We start from the raw sequence: 16,536 nt of genomic DNA, 5'->3' as shown, positions 1-16,536 counted from the left end.
CAGTTATCAGTTACTATTTACTATTCCTTGATTTAAGCTATCCACTGCTTTTGGGAAAACTGCACAGATAAATTTGCTAATAAGATGGCAAAAAATATCATCACTGCATATCCCCAACGCGGATAACGAGCCAGCAACAGGCCAAAAGCAAATGATAGCGACACAATACCATAAGCGTAGCGTTCAACCGAAGCTGTGAGGCCAGTATTGAGAATTAAAGCGTAGGAAAAAAAGCCATAAACAACGGCAGTCAGAGGAATTTTTGCCCGCGAAAACCATAACAATAATAAACCACCAAAAATCAGTACAAATTTTACTAATTCATACTCTGCCAAAAACCAAATTAGCAACCATAATAAATAAAATCCATAGCGCACATTTGTATAACCAAGCCGTTGACGAAAGTGCCATAGCAAAAAGCCAGTGACGATAATCATAATAAACAGCAGCGGATGCCAAAGATCTTGTATACCAGTAAATTGCCAATAGGCATTTCCTAAAGTAATTTCTCTAAGCATCATTAACCAACCTTGCCAAGCAAACCCTGCTGAAGTCCGCCACCCTTTTTGTACATGGACAAAAGCTAAAGCATCACCAAATTGAATTTGACAATATAGGCTGTATAAAAACACACCCAAGCCAACAGCTAAACTAGCAATATAGGCTTTGACTCCTCGACGCTGTTTCCAAGATGCGAATAAAAAAGCAGGTATGAGTGCCATCCCAGGCGATCGCGTCGCAGTAGATAATGCTCCCCAGAAAGCTACCCAGGTATATTGCTGTTTATCGAAGGCTCGTAAGGCTGCTGTACTGCACAATAGAAATAGCCCTTCGGTGTAAATTACAGTGCCATAAATTGAATAAGGACACCAAGCCAAAACCGCTGTAGTCCAACGTGCTGAATTTTTACCATTGCGTTCCTCTACCCAAAAATACAACACTATTAATGCTGCTAAAAATGACAAGTTATTTAATAGTGTACCTGCCACTTCAAATGACAAGCCGAAACTCATAATTGCCCGAATTAACAAAGGAAAAAGCGGAAAAAAAGCAATAGAATGCTGTTTACCATCATTAATATATTCATATCCATAAGTCACTATTTTGCGATACCATTCACTGTCCCATGCTGAAAAAACATCCCAGCTGACTGTGACAGCGGACGCATCAGACGGCACTGGAAATAAAGGAGCAATTAGTAACATAGTAATGATAACGACGATACGGCTACATAACCACATCGTGAATGCAAATAATAATCCGTTATTAATGATATTTTTATTTAAATTCATCTAAAAATCTCACATAAATTTAAGTACTTATTTTATTAGATAATGTTCTGCTGTGCCTGTTTTATCTGTATAAGTTTTAGTATAGTTCTCATTAATATAAGCCATGATGTTATTATCGCTTTTAATTTGACTTAGCCATCTAGCAAGGACGATTTGTTCTGGTTGATATTTTTGTAAAATAGTCAGTAATTGTTTAAAAGTTAAATCCCCTGAATTAAGTCTTTTATATGACATTATTGCCATTTCTGGAGGTATAGATAAATTAGCATAAAATCCATAAATGGGACGATCTGTAAATAACCAACGGGTAGAACTTTTATTTTCTAATACCAACTGCATCAATTGCAAATTTTTAGGTGGACTTCCTTTGGGATTTGGAGGAGTTACGATTATTAAAAAAATTAGAATCACACCTACTACAGAAAAAAAGATAGACTTATTTTTGTTTGACGGCTTTAAATTATATCGCCATCCTTGAGCAAAAGAATCAAGCACCCAAGCTACTGCATAAGCTGCTAACCAACATATAGGAATAGCTAATAAGGGATAATGGTGATACCAAAGAGGTTTATGATTCAATAAAATTAGTATGGCCGTTCCTAACCAAGTTAAAGGGAAAATACCATCTCGTTGTTTTTTGATAATAATCGCTAATATACCGATGAATGCTAAAAAAATATAATCATAATCTTGTTTAATCATTTCACCTAAATAGGCAAAATTGTTAAAGTTTATTAGTTCTGCTTCTATAGGCTGATTGAAATGTGATTCAAAAGTCTGTTCATGATAAAAAAACTGTTGAAATTTCCAGCCAATTAATAGGTAAATTATACTCAGAGTACCTAGCCACAAGGTCAAAGGATAAAGTAGGTGCTGGTGTTGCTTTTTTATTGACTGGGAACGGATCAGAAAATCACTCAAGTTAAAAGCTATTAAAGGAATTAAAAAAACAGTAAATAGTTTTGTTTGGATAGATAATGCTAAAAATATCCCAGATAAAATTATAAAAATATTACGGGGTTTTTGTTTATATAAAGTTAAAATATAAAGAGACAACATTGCTAATGATAGTGCTGGAATACCAATCATTACCGAAAAACTTAGCCTAATGAATAGCCAAGAAGTGAAGAGTAGCAATGTAGCAATAAAAGCTGGTATAGTTCCAAGGTTTTGGCGAACAATTTGGTAAAAGCAGTATATTAGTATTGCTGAAAATATTAATGTTAATAAGCGTGCGGCTAAGATAGATTGCCCAAATAAACTGAAATAGTGCGATAAAATAAAAGTAAAAGCTGGTGGTTGATCGTTCCAAATTTGAGTGTAAAGAGAAAACCCTTGAGAATAGAGAAGGGCTTTAATCAAGTTCAGTCCTTCATCATAGTCTAATTCAAAGCTTTGGGTAATTGGCTTAAATCTAATGGCAACTACAAAGCCAACATAAATAAATATGGTTAGTAAGGGAAATAGAATACTTTTTAATCTACTTGTCCGCATAAAATTTTTAATTAATAAATGCAATATCTTTGCTCTCTTAGAGAACGATACAAAGCCAAAAAGACGTTATTTTATTGAAGAATTATTCACAAATAAATAAACGTCATCATGTTGATAAGTCATTTTAAAATAATCGTTATTTTTCAATTGATTAACTAATTTGTTAGCAAACTCAGGATTACGAGTACCATCTGGGTGACGGGTATTTAGTAAGATGTACTCAAATTGTTTGAAGTCAGGTGGTGAACCACTCAAATCGTCTGTGAATTGAACAAAAGGTCGGTGGGTTAAATGCGGGGCAATGCTGTGAGTAGTTAAAACAGCACCTTTGGTCTGAATTTGAGCGATCGCTTGACGTGTTGCTTGCCAAGTATCTATTGATCTCAAGTATCGTGACCAAAAATAGCTATATTTTCCTAACACCATAAAAGCCAGCAAAGCCCATAAAATAATTGTGCGCCTATTTTTGAACCATCCTTTACCAGCACTCAGGCTGGCAATGACAGCTAGGATCAAAAAAGGCAAAATTGGTAAAGAATATTGGTGGATTAAATCTCTTTGTGCCTGCTTGTCAGAAAGAATATTCAACGCCAAAGCAGGAATCGCACTCACTAAAGGAGTTAGCTGTCTTGGGGCGAGTCCCCAAATTAGAGGTGCAATTAATAGTGCCAGATATCCTAGAGTATCTAGCGAAAATATCCTGCCCAATACCAACTGGGGTTTTAATAACAAATTTTTGGCAATCTCTAAAACTGAATCACCTAGATAGCTGTAACGTGATACTGCTGCTACTTCATCATTGCTAAACAAGGGAATAATTACCTGACTAGCAATCAAAAACCAGGTGATACCAGCAATTAGGGCGATCGCACCACACACACGCCGTTTTTCAAACACCAGCAGCCAAAAACCCATAGCCGCTACTGTCAGCGATAAAGCAGCTTTACAGCCCAAAATAAAAATAGTGCCTAAACAAAACCACCCTACTTTACCTAGTCGTGCCGCTAAAACTACCCCCAGCAATACCGGGACAGCCATCACTTCCGGGTGAAATTCAAACAAATTAACATTAAAAATTAGGGGATACAGCAGGTAAACTGCTGACGTTGTGACTGCTTGACTTTCCTTTAACCCTGCTTGACGGGCAAGATACCAAGTAGGCAAAGCACCCAAAGTTAATGCTACTGCTTGCACAGCTAATAACCAGTAAGGGCTGGGATAAATTTTGTACAGTAAAGCCAACGGATAAACTGCCCAGGCTGCATGGTTGCCCATGTGATGAAAGCCTAAAAAAGAGGAGATTGGCGATTGTCCTTGACTCATTAAGTAAACGACCTGATCGTATATTCCCAGATCGAAAACTCCCGACTGAAACAACGTATGTCTTAAACTACTGCATCCAAACAAAATTAAGGCGCTGATGCTAATCATCCAAGGGACAGCGCCAAGCTTGAAAAATGGTTTTCTCACACTCAATTGCAAGGCTGATTATTAATTCTACTTATCTTCTCATACCTAGTGTAAGAAGGTAGGAGGCAGGAGGCAGGGGAGAAAATGTAGTTGCTTTGTATCCCCGTGCAGGCGAGTGGCTGAATTCTTTCCCTCTGCTCCCTGCTCTCCGAAGTTGCTCTACTTGGGGAAACCCCAAGACCGCACTTCTCTCCTGCTCCCTTGCCTCTTCAGTCATCCTACCCAGAGGTCTTGAGCAAATCGAATAGAGAAGGTGGCAAGTAAGATCATAAAGAAAAACAGCGTCAGGTATCCCCAGCGAGGATGACGAGATAACAACACGCCCAAGGCTACACTTAATGAGACAATGCCGTAAGCAAGGCGACTTAATGACCAGGTTCCGCCAGAGGCGAAAATTAACCCTAAACCGCAGCAGCCGTAGATCAAAGTAACAGGGGTTAATTCTGTGCGTAAGTGCCATAACAAGTAAGCACCACCTAAAACTGCGGCCATATTAATCAATGGATCGCCCCCTAATATCCACCACAATAAAATTAAAACGGCAAAGCCATAGTCTACTTTGATAGCGCCCAATTTTTGACGGTAACGCCACAACATATAAGCGCCGACTACAATCACGCCAAACAATAGAGGAGGTAAAGGGTCTTTAATAGAGCCATATTTCCAATTGGTTGTGCCAACTGTAATTTGCATTAGCATTTTCCACCAACCTTGCCAATCAAATCCTAAAGAAGGTCGCCAACCCTTTTGGGCTGTGATAAATGCTAAAGGATCACCAAAATTAATCGCACAATATAAGCTAAATAGAAGTATGCCAATAGCAGTGGACAAACCTGCAATGTAGGCAATAGGAGGTCTGCGTTGTTTCCAAGCTGCGATCGCTAACGCTGGGATCAGTGCTATGCCTGTAGGACGTGTAGCTGTAGCCATTGCCCCCCAAAAGGCTGTCCAGCGGTATTGCTGTTGATCAAAGGCTTGCAAAGCTGCTGTACTGAGTAATAAATATAGCCCTTCAGTGTAAATTACAGTTGTAAATAAAGATAAGGGGCACCAAGCAAGAACTGTAGTAGACCAACGCGCGGCGCTACTACCATAAAATTTCTTAGCCCAAAAGTATAAAAAGTAAAGTGTTAATAAAAACGCTAGGTTATTTATCAATATGCCAGCCACTTCAAACGACAAGCCCAGATTCATCAGTCCCCGAATCAAAAGGGGAAACAGAGGAAAAAACGCAATATTATGTCCCTTGCCGTCGTTGACGAACTCATAACCGGAAGTTGCGATCGCTCGGTAATGTATAGTATCCCAAGCATCAAAAACTCCCCAGCCAAATGTCGGCGCAATTCTCTCCGGTGATGTCGGTAGCAAGGGAGCAACCAGCAACATCGCAGTCCATATAAACATTCGGCTGGCCAGCCACATCACAACGGGAAAGACTAAATCATTTTTCCATAAAACTTTTTTGATCATTAATTGAACTTGAACCATAAGCTTTGATGTTTAAAAAGATTGATGTTATGCGGGTCAGTTGTCAGTTGTTTTTAGCTACTGACCACTGACCACTGACAAAACTTTATCCCCTTGTGGATAGAGTTTTTATGTTTACTTGATCACTTAACTAAATTTTTGATCCCGAAGGAGTCCCAGCAATTTATAGTGGGAGTTGTCTGTAAATCCTTAAGCAATTGTGAAAGCGATTACTCTTGTTGGTTCCACTGGCTCAATCGGTACTCAGACTTTAGATATTGTGACTCAGTACCCAGATCAATTTCGGATTGTGGGATTGGCAGCTGGAAATAATGTGGAAATGTTGGCTGCTCAAATTCGACAATTTCGACCGAGTATAGCAGCGATTTGCTCGGAAGAAAAATTGCCAGCACTCCAAGCAGCCATTAAAGATCTTGATCCCCAACCGATTTTACTAGCAGGTGATGCTGGAGTTGTTGAAGTCGCTCGTTATGGCGATGCCGAAACGGTTGTCACAGGTATAGTTGGTTGTGCTGGGTTACTCCCAACCATCGCCGCTATTGAAGCTGGTAAAGATATTGCTCTTGCAAACAAAGAAACTCTCATTGCTGGCGGCCCTGTAGTTCTACCTCTAGTAGAGAAACACGGGGTAAAACTTTTACCAGCAGATTCCGAACATTCGGCAATATTTCAGTGCCTCCAAGGTGTGCCTCCAGGTGGCTTACGGCGGATTTTGCTCACTGCCTCTGGTGGGGCTTTCCGCGATTGGGATGTAGAAAAGTTAGCACAAGTGACAGTTGCCGATGCCCTCAAGCATCCTAATTGGTCGATGGGGCGTAAAATCACCGTAGACTCTGCCACTTTGATGAATAAAGGGCTAGAAGTGATTGAAGCTCACTTTCTCTTTGGGTTGGATTACGACGATATCGAAATTGTCATTCATCCCCAAAGCATTATTCACTCTCTGATTGAGTTACAAGATACTTCAGTTTTAGCCCAACTTGGTTGGCCTGATATGCGTTTACCCTTGCTTTATGCCTTATCTTGGCCTGAGCGCATTTACACCGACTGGGAACGATTGGATTTAGTAAAAGCAGGTAATTTAACCTTCCGTGAACCAGATCACCAGAAGTATCCTTGTATGCAATTAGCTTACGCCGTGGGTAAGGCTGGCGGTTCGATGCCAGCTGTGTTAAACGCCGCTAATGAACAAGCTGTAGCTTTATTTTTAGAAGAGAAAATTCAATTTTTAGATATTCCCCGATGTATCGAATGGGTGTGCGATCGCCATCAAAATAATAATTGTGCAAATCCCACTTTAGATGACATTTTGGCAGCAGATAAATGGGCTAGACAAGAAGTTTTAACTGCAACTAACAAGTTAGCAGATCACTCGCCAATAATTTCTGTGCGCTAAGAATTTCATTAGCAGAAAAATACTGTTGAGGATGGTGAGCAAAGAGAAACTTTAAAAGTTTTGGGCTAAGACTTTACAAATATTCTCTGAGTACACCACCCTCACTACTCCTGTTCCAAAAAAAAGAAATATTTTGAGTAACTTATCCAAAAAAGTTTGATAATTGACAATTTTTTGTGTCAACTTATGGTATTATGAATGTGCAGCAATTACTAAGAAAATCTACTAAATCCTTAAAGTATTGTATCTATTATAACTAGGGTCAAACTACTTTCATAGCAGTAATTGTTACATGCGTAAAAATTTACCTTTTTGAATAAAAACCTTTTTACATAAGGGCAATTCTTTAAGAATTGGTATTTATGATTCCTACCCTGATTATTGCTTGGATCATATTTGTAGTGCTGTGGAAGTTGCTAAAAACAACTGTCAGCAATGCACTAACTATTGCCGCAATTTTAATTTTATTAAATATTGGTTTTGGTATTACACCGCATGACATTTGGCATCAAATAATGCAGTTTGCTCAAACCTTGTCGCAGATACGCAGCGTTAAGTAAAAAGGATTAGTTGGTGAGACGCGATAAATCGCCGTCTCTACAGAAAATTTATTTATCAATTTGGGAGAAGACTGCGCTGCTTTGCCTCTGCGTTTAAAAAGTATTTCTTTAAACACAGAGACGCAGAGCAAAAAACTTAAATCTGAAGCTTCTTTAATCAATTATTGTGTAATGAAGAAATCTTCGCTAGTGCATCTTTGACACTGGGAGGTAGCTGACGCATAATTTTGCCTCTTTCGCGATCTAATGCTACTAATGCCACCTTGGCAGTAACATATAATTGCTGTCCATCGGTTGAGACGATCGCATAATCCCAGTTAATACGCACACCTGTAACCTCAGTCATGCGGGTTTTTACTACTACTGCCATTCCTAGCTGAATAGAACGGTGATAACGCACAGAAAGTTCTACAACTGGTAAATCACAGCCTAAAGTTACTAAATCAGCAAACTCAATACCTATTGAGCGCAAACATTCTATGCGTGCTTCTTCTAACCAAGTTAAATAAGTACCATGCCAGACAATACCTGCATAATCAGTATGATGAGGTTGCACTCTCACAGGATATTCAAACCAACTGTCAAAGTTCCGATTTGATGGAATATCAAGGGCGTTAGTTGGTGGTAGTTTTGCTTGTTCTTCAAACATCTTCAAATTTTTTTAGCAACTATAAACTTTCTTGATCTGGATTAGCATAAAAAAGAGTTGCGCTGTAAAATCTACTCCATTAGTATTGAACTCTCGCAAACACGAGGGGTTTTTTATGTACCCTCATCTTCGATATTGTAGTATTTTTGCAATAAATGTACTGTTTTTCTTCAGTGCTGCGATCGCATATCCCAAAAGTAATTTAGTAAATTTAAATACTAAAGAACAACACAACCATGCACAACAACCACAGAATACTCAACAATCAGAAATTAGGCGGCTAAACGCAGAAGCGATCGCAGAATCTGTGCAAGGTAGGTTTTCAGCAGCATTGCAGAGATTACAGAAAGCATTAGTCATTAGCAAAGAAGTTGCAGACTCTTCCTGGGAAGCTGTCACCCTGAATAATTTAGGTAGAGTGTATCAAAATCACGGGAAGTATTCCCAAGCACTCAGCTTTTATCTCACAGCTTTACGCATTAATAAAGAACTTAGTGTTAAAGAAAGTACACCTGGGCAGGCTTACACCGACTTGGGTAAAACCTATAGTAATATAGCTTACTTATTTGATATCCAAAATAAACCAGAGTTAGCAGTTTTCTTTTACAAGCATTGCTTAATTAACCGCGAAAAAGTTCGCTTGAATCCATCAGTATTTTCTTTACCACAACCAGATGCTTACAGCATAACTGTTGCCCAGACATATCGCATTTTGGGTGAACGCTTGCTTAAACTAGGACGTGTTGCAGAGGCGCAACGGACTATAGATTTACTCAAAGTTGAAGAACTTGAGGACTATCTCCACAATGTACCTGGTAATCAGCGGACTGCTAAAGGCATTAATATATTGCCCATAGAAAAACCAATTAAACAACAGTTGGATCAAACTCTGGATAATGCCGTTGTCTTAGGTAAAGAACTGACAAAATTACGTAACATTCCTCCGCAGAAGCGATCGCCACAACAAAATCAACGCATCACTCAACTGGTAGCCAATCAGCAACAACTCCTAGAAGCCTTTAACAAATTTATTACTAGTCCCGCAGTTACAGCACAGATAGATCAAATTAGCCGTACAGCCAAACGACAAAATTTAGATTTAGAAAATATTAACGAAATCCGCGATAATTTGGCGCGATTACCTCAAAAATCTGCACTTCTTTATCCATTAGTTCTCGAAGATCGCTTAGAATTGGTACTGGTAACTCCTGATTCCCCGCCAATTCATCGCCCGGTTGCTGTCACGCGTGAGCAACTCAACCAAACTATTGCTACCTTCCGTGAAGCTTTAACAAATCCCAGCCGGAATATTAAAAACCCTGCCAGTCAGTTGTATGCATGGTTAATTAAACCCATAGCAAATGACTTGCAACAAGCAGGGACACAAACTCTGATTTATGCACCAGATGACCAGTTACGCTATATTCCTTTAGCAGCCCTATACGATGGCAAAAAATGGCTAGTAGAGCGCTTTAATGTCAATCACATTACTGCTACGAGTCTAACTAACTTAAATAGCCCACGAGCATCTACTTTGCGAGTTTTAGCTGGTGCTTTTACTAGAGGTAATTTTGAAGTTGCATTAGGTAATCGACAAGTTGCCTTTTCTGGATTGCCCTTTGCAGCACGAGAAGTGGAAAGTTTAGCCGCGATCGTTCCCGAAACAAAAAAACTTTTAGACGATGCTTTTAGTCCCCAAGTTACTATACCGCAAATGGATGATTATCCAATTGTTCATTTAGCGACTCATGCAGCTTTCGTGGTGGGAAAACCAGAAGATTCGTTTATTTTATTTGGCAATGGCGATCGCATTGACCTTACAGATATTGCCACTTGGTCACTCCCCCGTGTAGACTTGGTAGTCTTGAGTGCCTGCGAAACTGGCTTGGGGGGCAAACTGGGCAATGGTGAAGAAATTTTGGGCTTTGGCTACCAAATTCAAAAAACTGGCGCAAGAGCTGCGATCGCCTCTTTGTGGGCTGTAGATGATGGTGGAACCCAGGCGTTGATGAATGCTTTTTATACCACGCTCTCATCAGGGAAGTTTACCAAAACCGAAGCTTTACGGCAAGCCCAAATTGCTTTAATTACTGGAGACTCACAGACAAAAAATCCCGATATCTCGGCAGCGGTCAGCAGTAACCTCGCTCACCCTTACTATTGGGCATCCTTTATTTTGATTGGTAATGGATTGTAGCCAATAAGCCACCCACTAGATTCTGTATTCTTCAATAAATACGACTAGCAGCAAATATCTGTTCAGCAGTTAAATTTAAATTTGGAAAAGTTGGGGAGATAATTTGGTCGGTTCCCCTAAACTGCTGTATTTGATAAACGCTATCTACTAAATGATAAATTGTCATCACAGGTTGTTTAGATGAGCCAATGTAACGTTTCCCTCCTAGCCCTAAATAATCTGCAATCCAATACTCCCGAATGCCAAGTACTTCGTAATCTTCTACTTTACGGGCATAGTCATTTTGCCAATTGGTACTGACAACTTCAACTACTAATTTAACAGAGTTACTTAGCGTAATTACTGGCTCATTTTGCCATAATGGCTCATTCGCCAAAGCAGTACGATCAAGAATTACAACATCAGGTCTAAAAGCCGAATTTAAACCTAATGGTTTAATCAGACATTTCATTGGAATAAACCAAGGCAAATCTAGCAGGTCAATTGCCACATTCAGCTTACGATTAATTAGGCCAGTAACCTGTTCATGGAGTCCAGTAGGTTCCAAGTCAATTAGTTCTCCATCAATTAACTCGTAGCGTACATCCTCCAGATAGGCAGCTACGAATGCCTCAAAGCTAAGAGAACCTGTATTAGTAGTAGCTGAAATCATGGATTTATGCTTTACAAGAGAGTGAAAGGCAACGAAATAGGGCGATATTATATTGAGTTTTGTTCCTCAACCCAACCTAAAAATTAAGTTAAGTCAGTGCAATAAAACCAAACTGTGTGAATAAAAGTAAATAAGGCTCAAACTCTTTCTCCCCCTGCTCTCTGCTCCCTGCTCCCTGCCTTATCCCAACAATAATTATTTACGCCGACCTACTTATTATATTCGGGGTGTGTTGGGTTTTGAGAGCGATCGCTCTTGCAAATTCTAACGCTTTGCCAAAGTGCGAGGCGATCGCGTCGTAACTATTACGAATTAGTTCCCATTGCATTACCAGCTAAATAAGCTGTTGTCCAAGCGCTCTGGAAGTTAAATCCACCAGTAATGCCATCAATATCCAAGATTTCTCCAGCAAAGTAAAGTCCCGGAACTAATTTACTTTCCATTGTCTTGAAGTTGACTTCTTTGAGGCTGACACCACCACAGGTGACAAATTCTTCTTTAAAAACTCCCTTACCAGTAATTAAATATTGTCCCTGTGTAAGTTCTTGCACTAATTGATTTAACGTTTTGTTAGAGATTCCTGCCCAGCGGTCTTCTGTAGTAATATCTGCACGAGCAATAATATATTGCCAAAGGCGGTGAGGTAGATCAACTCCACGATGCAATGCGATCGCTTTATTAGCCCATTCAGTTTTAACTGCTAAGATTTTTTGTCGTACCTGTTCTTGTTGTAAATGCGGTAGCCAATTGACTAACAATGTGGCTTGATAGCGGCTTTCATGCAAAAGTCTTGCACCCCAAGCCGAAAGCTTTAAAACAGCCGGGCCACTCAAACCCCAGTGAGTAATGAGTAATGGCCCTGTTTGGGCTATTTGGGGCTTTCCACCAACAGATAAACGTAATTGCACAGAGTTAACGCTAATTCCAGCTAAAGCCCTAAGATGAGGATCGCAAATGTTGAAGGTAAATAGTGAGGGGACAGGCGGTTCAATTTGATGGCCAAACTCCTGAGCTATTTTATAACCTACAGGGCTGCTTCCCGTTGCCAAGAGCAAGCGATCACACTTCTTTATTTCTCCCGACTTCAAAAGTATCTCAAATTCATTACTGGGTAGTCGTTTGACTGCAACAACAGATGTTCCCGTACAAACTTCTACCTCCGATACTTTTGCCGCATTCATCAGACAGTTCACAATTGTTTCGGAACTATCTGTAATCGGAAACATCCGTCCATCTGCTTCAGTTTTTAAATTGACTGCGTGATCCGCAAACCAAGCTATTGTGTCTTGGGGTTGAAAGCGCGTGAAAGCACCCTGGAGAGCTTTTCCGCCTCTGGGATAATTTTGTACCAATTCACCTGCTTCAAAGCAAGCATGAGTGACGTTGCAGCGTCCTCCACCAGAAATACGAACTTTGGCCAGCGGTTGACGGCCAGCTTCGAGTAAAGTAACTTGGGCATAAAGATTGGATTCAGCGCAAGCGATCGCACCGAAAAATCCCGCAGCCCCACCTCCAATAACTACAATCTGTAACGGTAGCAATTTCAAAAATGTCTCTTTGTATAGCACCTACTTTCTAGGCTAGTCTCTCACGGTGTAAGCAAACCAACTATTCCAAATGTCTGAAAATCTTACAAAAATTTAATTACGTGGCTTACTTCTCGCCAAGGGCGAGTATTACGAATTACGAATTATATTGTTATCTTCACATATCTGCTGGTTCAAATTCATCTTTTGTTGCGCCGCAAACTGGACATACCCAATCTTCTGGTATCTCTTCAAAGGGCGTTCCTGGAGCTATACCGCCATCTGGATCGCCTACTTCTGGATCATATTCATAGCCGCAGACTGTACACACATAAAGTTCCATGATTTTTTCTCCTGATCAGTTATTGCTATTGCTCTACATACTTTGAACGATGAGTGATAATTGATACACTCATAAATTTATCAATAGAGGTTATTGTATAAAGGTTTGATGTAGCTAAATATCCTTGAAATTTTATCTTTTTGGGAAGATATGTCGCATAAATTTAGTGGTGTGCCTTTAAGTAGTAATTTTATCTCTGTGTAACAAAATCACTGAGAACAATTTTAGAAACGCCACCAAGTTCTTTGGGCATAATTGATGATCCCGATAGCGATCGCTCCTAATAAAAATAGCCAAATAATTCCACCTGGAATAAACGTGAGAATGCCAAAACCCCTGAGTACCCAGACTGCTATGCCAATACCCAGAAATACACCAAAAGCTTGCATCAGTAAACGATTTAAGGAAGATTGTCTCATCTTAATTACCTCTCTAACTCAAAATGTACTACTAATCGATATGTTGACAAGATCAAGCTAGTGTTCAATGATTAACATAACTCAAATATAAAGAGTTGCTAACTACAGGTGTATTGCTAGGAAAAAACTCTCCAGAACTCTCACCTGATGTGAATATCTAGGCTTAATTGCAACTTGCATCTGAGATTACATTTGTGCCATTCTAGCTGTTATCAACTCGATTTTTCATTTATGAAGTGGTGCTATATTAAAAGCCACTTGCATATATTTTTAATTAAATGTAATTTTAAATACAGTTTCTTTAAGTAGAAGGCCTGAATAATGACCTGAAAATGATTAATTCCAGGAAATTTGGATGTGAAACTGGAATTAATATTTAGTTGGCTAGACTCGAACTTATTTTGATAGTTTGGAGTCTCAACCTTAGAAGGTGGGTAATTTGAGGAGTAATACAAATCGTATGTCTGCGTCTCATATCTTAGACTCAATTATTACAGGTTCAGATATGGCTTCGAGCAATGAAAAACAAAGATTGCTGATACAGGGTGAAATTTTGGTGCAAACGCAATCGCATACAGCCTGGGGCGGTGCTGTTACTGCCTGCATGTATTTACCATTAGTGCGATCGCAGGTATGGCAGCAATTAACCGATTACCCTCGTTGGGTACAATATTTTCCTGACATCAACAAAAGCGAAGTTTTGTATAAAGGCGAAGTTAAGCGTTTGTATCAAGTAGCACAAAAAGCTTTTTTGTTTTTCACGGCTCAAGTTGAAATTTATCTTAACGTTGTGGAAGTTGTAGGGCAAAAAATTCAATTTAAGATGGAAAAGGGAAACTTTCTCGATTTTACAGCCAATTTAGAGCTAAAAGATTGTGGTAACGGTACTTTATTAGCTTATAACGTGCAAGCTACGCCTAATATCCCTATACCTTCTATTTTCATTCAACAAGCGATGAACTTTGAGTTGCCTGCGAATATGCGGAAAATGCGGCAAGTGCTATGTAAGGCTCAATAAAGATGTTGCTACAGGCGAAAGCTATTGGGGAATTTTAATACTGAATTCTGCGCTGCTGCGATCGCCACAATACATATAAAATTCGATTACACCAAACAGTAGTTTTTCAACGTGGCGATCGCTGAATTAAAAACTTAAAAAAATTGCCCCTATTCTAAAAAATTGAGTGATTGCTCAAGCAAATTTGGTTTACTTTTAAACCATAATTATTTTAATTGATTGCTATTGTTGAGATGTCTGTGGAGCTTGTCGGACGACAAACCCCAGAAGAATAAACACCCATAAAAGTAAGAACATGAAGCCGACAATGCGCCCTTGATTCTCTTGCTAGAATTCTTTTCCCCAATTTACCACCCTGTACTCAAGTCTAAAATATGCCGATGCGCCTTTACTTTGTTATGTCCAAATAAGCAAACCGAAAGCAATAACTACTAACTCAGATATAACGGTAATGGCAAATAGGTAACGGGCGCTCATAAACACGGCCGCAATTACCTATTAGCAATTACCAACAATCGATTTCCAATTCGAGATCGACTATCGGAACCTTTTTTGATGTAACCCATCAGATACAGGAATCCTTATCACTTCTTAGCTAGAGCTTTATTACCTGAAGAGGCTGGTGCAAACTCTTTGACAAGATTAGCCAGTTCCTGTAACTGGTTAATTGCCTCTGCACCTTCCAACTTCATGAGTTCACGGTCATCCCGCATCTCAGTCCAAGTAATTCCATAATCGGATACTAAGAACCGAATCAGGTGATTATCTCCCAAGCTGACCATAAACGAAGCACTATTCATTTGGTCGCCACACGTATAACAGGACGCAGGATACCCGCGCCGTTCTAAGACAATTGCTAAGGCTTGCAGGTTCATTACCAAGTCTTGAACGAATTGTCGGTGTTGATGCGCTAGTCTTAGAAACACGTTTGCCCTCCAGACACCACAGTCATGTCAGTTTCTTTTATATTTTCTTTAGATTTTCTCACCCACTGGTATTGTAAACTATCCATTACAATTACCAGACATTGATAGAGTCAATTAATTGACTTCCTTGCTTAGGGTAGCGAATAACTGTTTAGCTTGCCGTATCAAACTATTCAGTTTGCAGATTCGGTTTATCAGACAGAATTTCTAAATTTAATATTTTATTTATACGATTCCGTCTGAGTAGATGCTGAGTTAGATCGATCCGCTTTAAGAGTAACCCAAATTTGACATCATTCAACCATAGAAAGGCTACGGATCTATTTTTTTATCTGAATGTGTACAGCAAACCTCATTACTGTCAAAGGTTTTGATAACTCTTCAGTATTTTTTATGTCCTTTGTCTAGTGAATGAACTTATGTGTCTTCGTAGATAAGTCGATCTTAATCCAAGAGTTGAGTGTGCTAAGTCAAGCAATTTTAGATCTATGAAGTTTGGTAGATAATAGTGCAAATTTGAGATTTGAGATTCAGGGTTATTAACTGCCTTTTAATAACTTTTTATACTCCGTAGTTATTTAGGTAGCAGTGCTAAATTTATAATCTCAATCATCTATAGGTTCAACACTGAGAATAACTAAACTTAGAAATACCATGTTGCCATTACGGCAATATTTTTCAATTTTGGGAAACTGTGCTAAAAGAGTTGCCTAAAATCTGAAAACATTTCGTATAATTTTCAAACACAGTTATACAAAAGCCAAAAAATCAATTTTGAGTAGAACGTATTATGATGTAAATTTTCAGTTTTGAATTTTCAAAAGGGAGGAAAACCTAGTTTCTACAAAACTCATTTAACCAATAGTATTTGAGACTAAAACTTTGTCACTCTAACGAAAGTTAGAAATAACAAATTGAATAGAGCAAACTCCAAAATCGGGATAAATATATGAGATTTCGATATTTTACTCAAAATATGTTTAAAGACAGATGCACGAAATAAGCTATCTCATACGTAGATTTTTTCGAGGTTAGGTTGAGATTGTTCAAAAATTGATCGCAAGTTGACATAGATTACTTTACGCGATGTGCGATTTGTTTTTAAA

General features: G+C 39.0%; 14 protein-coding genes. 4 read left to right on the top strand and 10 right to left on the bottom strand.

Annotated elements, in window-relative coordinates; translation table 11 throughout:
- Positions 1-32: 32 nt before the first annotated feature.
- The 4 genes from I8751_RS12065 to I8751_RS12050 all read right to left on the bottom strand — a co-directional run bounded on the left by I8751_RS12065 (position 33) and on the right by I8751_RS12050 (position 5,744).
- Positions 33-1,292, bottom strand: coding sequence for a mannosyltransferase family protein (locus I8751_RS12065; protein ID WP_225894107.1), 1,260 nt, complete (start codon positions 1,290-1,292; stop codon positions 33-35).
- A gap of 27 nt (positions 1,293-1,319) precedes the next feature.
- A complete protein-coding gene (locus I8751_RS12060) occupies positions 1,320-2,786 on the bottom strand; it encodes an ArnT family glycosyltransferase (protein ID WP_214439398.1) in 1,467 nt (488 codons plus the stop codon).
- A gap of 66 nt (positions 2,787-2,852) precedes the next feature.
- Complete coding sequence (locus tag I8751_RS12055) at positions 2,853-4,217, bottom strand: DUF2079 domain-containing protein (RefSeq protein WP_214439430.1); 1,365 nt, start codon at positions 4,215-4,217, stop codon at positions 2,853-2,855.
- A 252-nt stretch (positions 4,218-4,469) separates the two neighbouring features.
- Positions 4,470-5,744 carry a mannosyltransferase family protein gene (locus I8751_RS12050; RefSeq protein ID WP_214439397.1) on the bottom strand — a complete coding sequence of 425 codons (1,275 nt, stop codon included), beginning with the start codon at positions 5,742-5,744 and terminating at the stop codon, positions 4,470-4,472.
- A 199-nt stretch (positions 5,745-5,943) separates the two neighbouring features.
- On the opposite strand from I8751_RS12050, the gene dxr reads away from it, so the two are divergent.
- Positions 5,944-7,140 (top strand): 1-deoxy-D-xylulose-5-phosphate reductoisomerase, encoded by a 1,197-nt coding sequence (gene dxr, locus I8751_RS12045; RefSeq protein ID WP_214439396.1) that lies wholly within the window; start codon positions 5,944-5,946, stop codon positions 7,138-7,140.
- 362 nt (positions 7,141-7,502) lie between these two features.
- Complete coding sequence (locus I8751_RS12040) at positions 7,503-7,700, top strand: hypothetical protein (RefSeq protein ID WP_214439395.1); 198 nt, start codon at positions 7,503-7,505, stop codon at positions 7,698-7,700.
- A gap of 157 nt (positions 7,701-7,857) precedes the next feature.
- On the opposite strand, the gene I8751_RS12035 is transcribed toward I8751_RS12040, so the two are convergent.
- Positions 7,858-8,349: an acyl-CoA thioesterase gene (locus tag I8751_RS12035; protein WP_214439394.1), complete on the bottom strand. Its 492-nt coding sequence runs from the start codon at positions 8,347-8,349 to the stop codon at positions 7,858-7,860.
- 115 nt (positions 8,350-8,464) lie between these two features.
- Here I8751_RS12035 and I8751_RS12030 point away from each other — a divergent pair, with 115 nt between their 5' ends.
- Complete coding sequence (locus I8751_RS12030) at positions 8,465-10,546, top strand: CHAT domain-containing protein (RefSeq protein ID WP_214439393.1); 2,082 nt, start codon at positions 8,465-8,467, stop codon at positions 10,544-10,546.
- 31 nt (positions 10,547-10,577) lie between these two features.
- On the opposite strand, the gene I8751_RS12025 is transcribed toward I8751_RS12030, so the two are convergent.
- From I8751_RS12025 to I8751_RS12010, 4 genes are all read right to left on the bottom strand, one after another.
- Positions 10,578-11,198: a Uma2 family endonuclease gene (locus tag I8751_RS12025; protein WP_214439392.1), complete on the bottom strand. Its 621-nt coding sequence runs from the start codon at positions 11,196-11,198 to the stop codon at positions 10,578-10,580.
- A 305-nt stretch (positions 11,199-11,503) separates the two neighbouring features.
- Complete coding sequence (locus I8751_RS12020; protein ID WP_214439429.1) at positions 11,504-12,739, bottom strand: BaiN/RdsA family NAD(P)/FAD-dependent oxidoreductase; 1,236 nt, start codon at positions 12,737-12,739, stop codon at positions 11,504-11,506.
- A gap of 163 nt (positions 12,740-12,902) precedes the next feature.
- Positions 12,903-13,067: a rubredoxin gene (gene rd / locus I8751_RS12015; protein ID WP_214439391.1), complete on the bottom strand. Its 165-nt coding sequence runs from the start codon at positions 13,065-13,067 to the stop codon at positions 12,903-12,905.
- A gap of 224 nt (positions 13,068-13,291) precedes the next feature.
- The gene (locus I8751_RS12010; RefSeq protein WP_214439390.1) at positions 13,292-13,486 is read right to left on the bottom strand and encodes a hypothetical protein; all 195 of its coding nucleotides are present in this window, start codon (positions 13,484-13,486) and stop codon (positions 13,292-13,294) included.
- A gap of 460 nt (positions 13,487-13,946) precedes the next feature.
- On the opposite strand from I8751_RS12010, the gene I8751_RS12005 reads away from it, so the two are divergent.
- A complete protein-coding gene (locus I8751_RS12005; protein ID WP_214439389.1) occupies positions 13,947-14,504 on the top strand; it encodes an SRPBCC family protein in 558 nt (185 codons plus the stop codon).
- Positions 14,505-15,088: 584 nt separating this feature from the next.
- On the opposite strand, the gene I8751_RS12000 is transcribed toward I8751_RS12005, so the two are convergent.
- The gene (locus I8751_RS12000; protein ID WP_214439388.1) at positions 15,089-15,430 is read right to left on the bottom strand and encodes a DUF1815 family protein; all 342 of its coding nucleotides are present in this window, start codon (positions 15,428-15,430) and stop codon (positions 15,089-15,091) included.
- Positions 15,431-16,536 lie beyond the last annotated feature (1,106 nt).

Source organism: Atlanticothrix silvestris CENA357 (assembly GCF_016056295.1).
GTDB classification, from domain to species: domain Bacteria; phylum Cyanobacteriota; class Cyanobacteriia; order Cyanobacteriales; family Nostocaceae; genus Atlanticothrix; species Atlanticothrix silvestris.
This window is presented reverse-complemented; position numbering and strand designations above follow the sequence as displayed.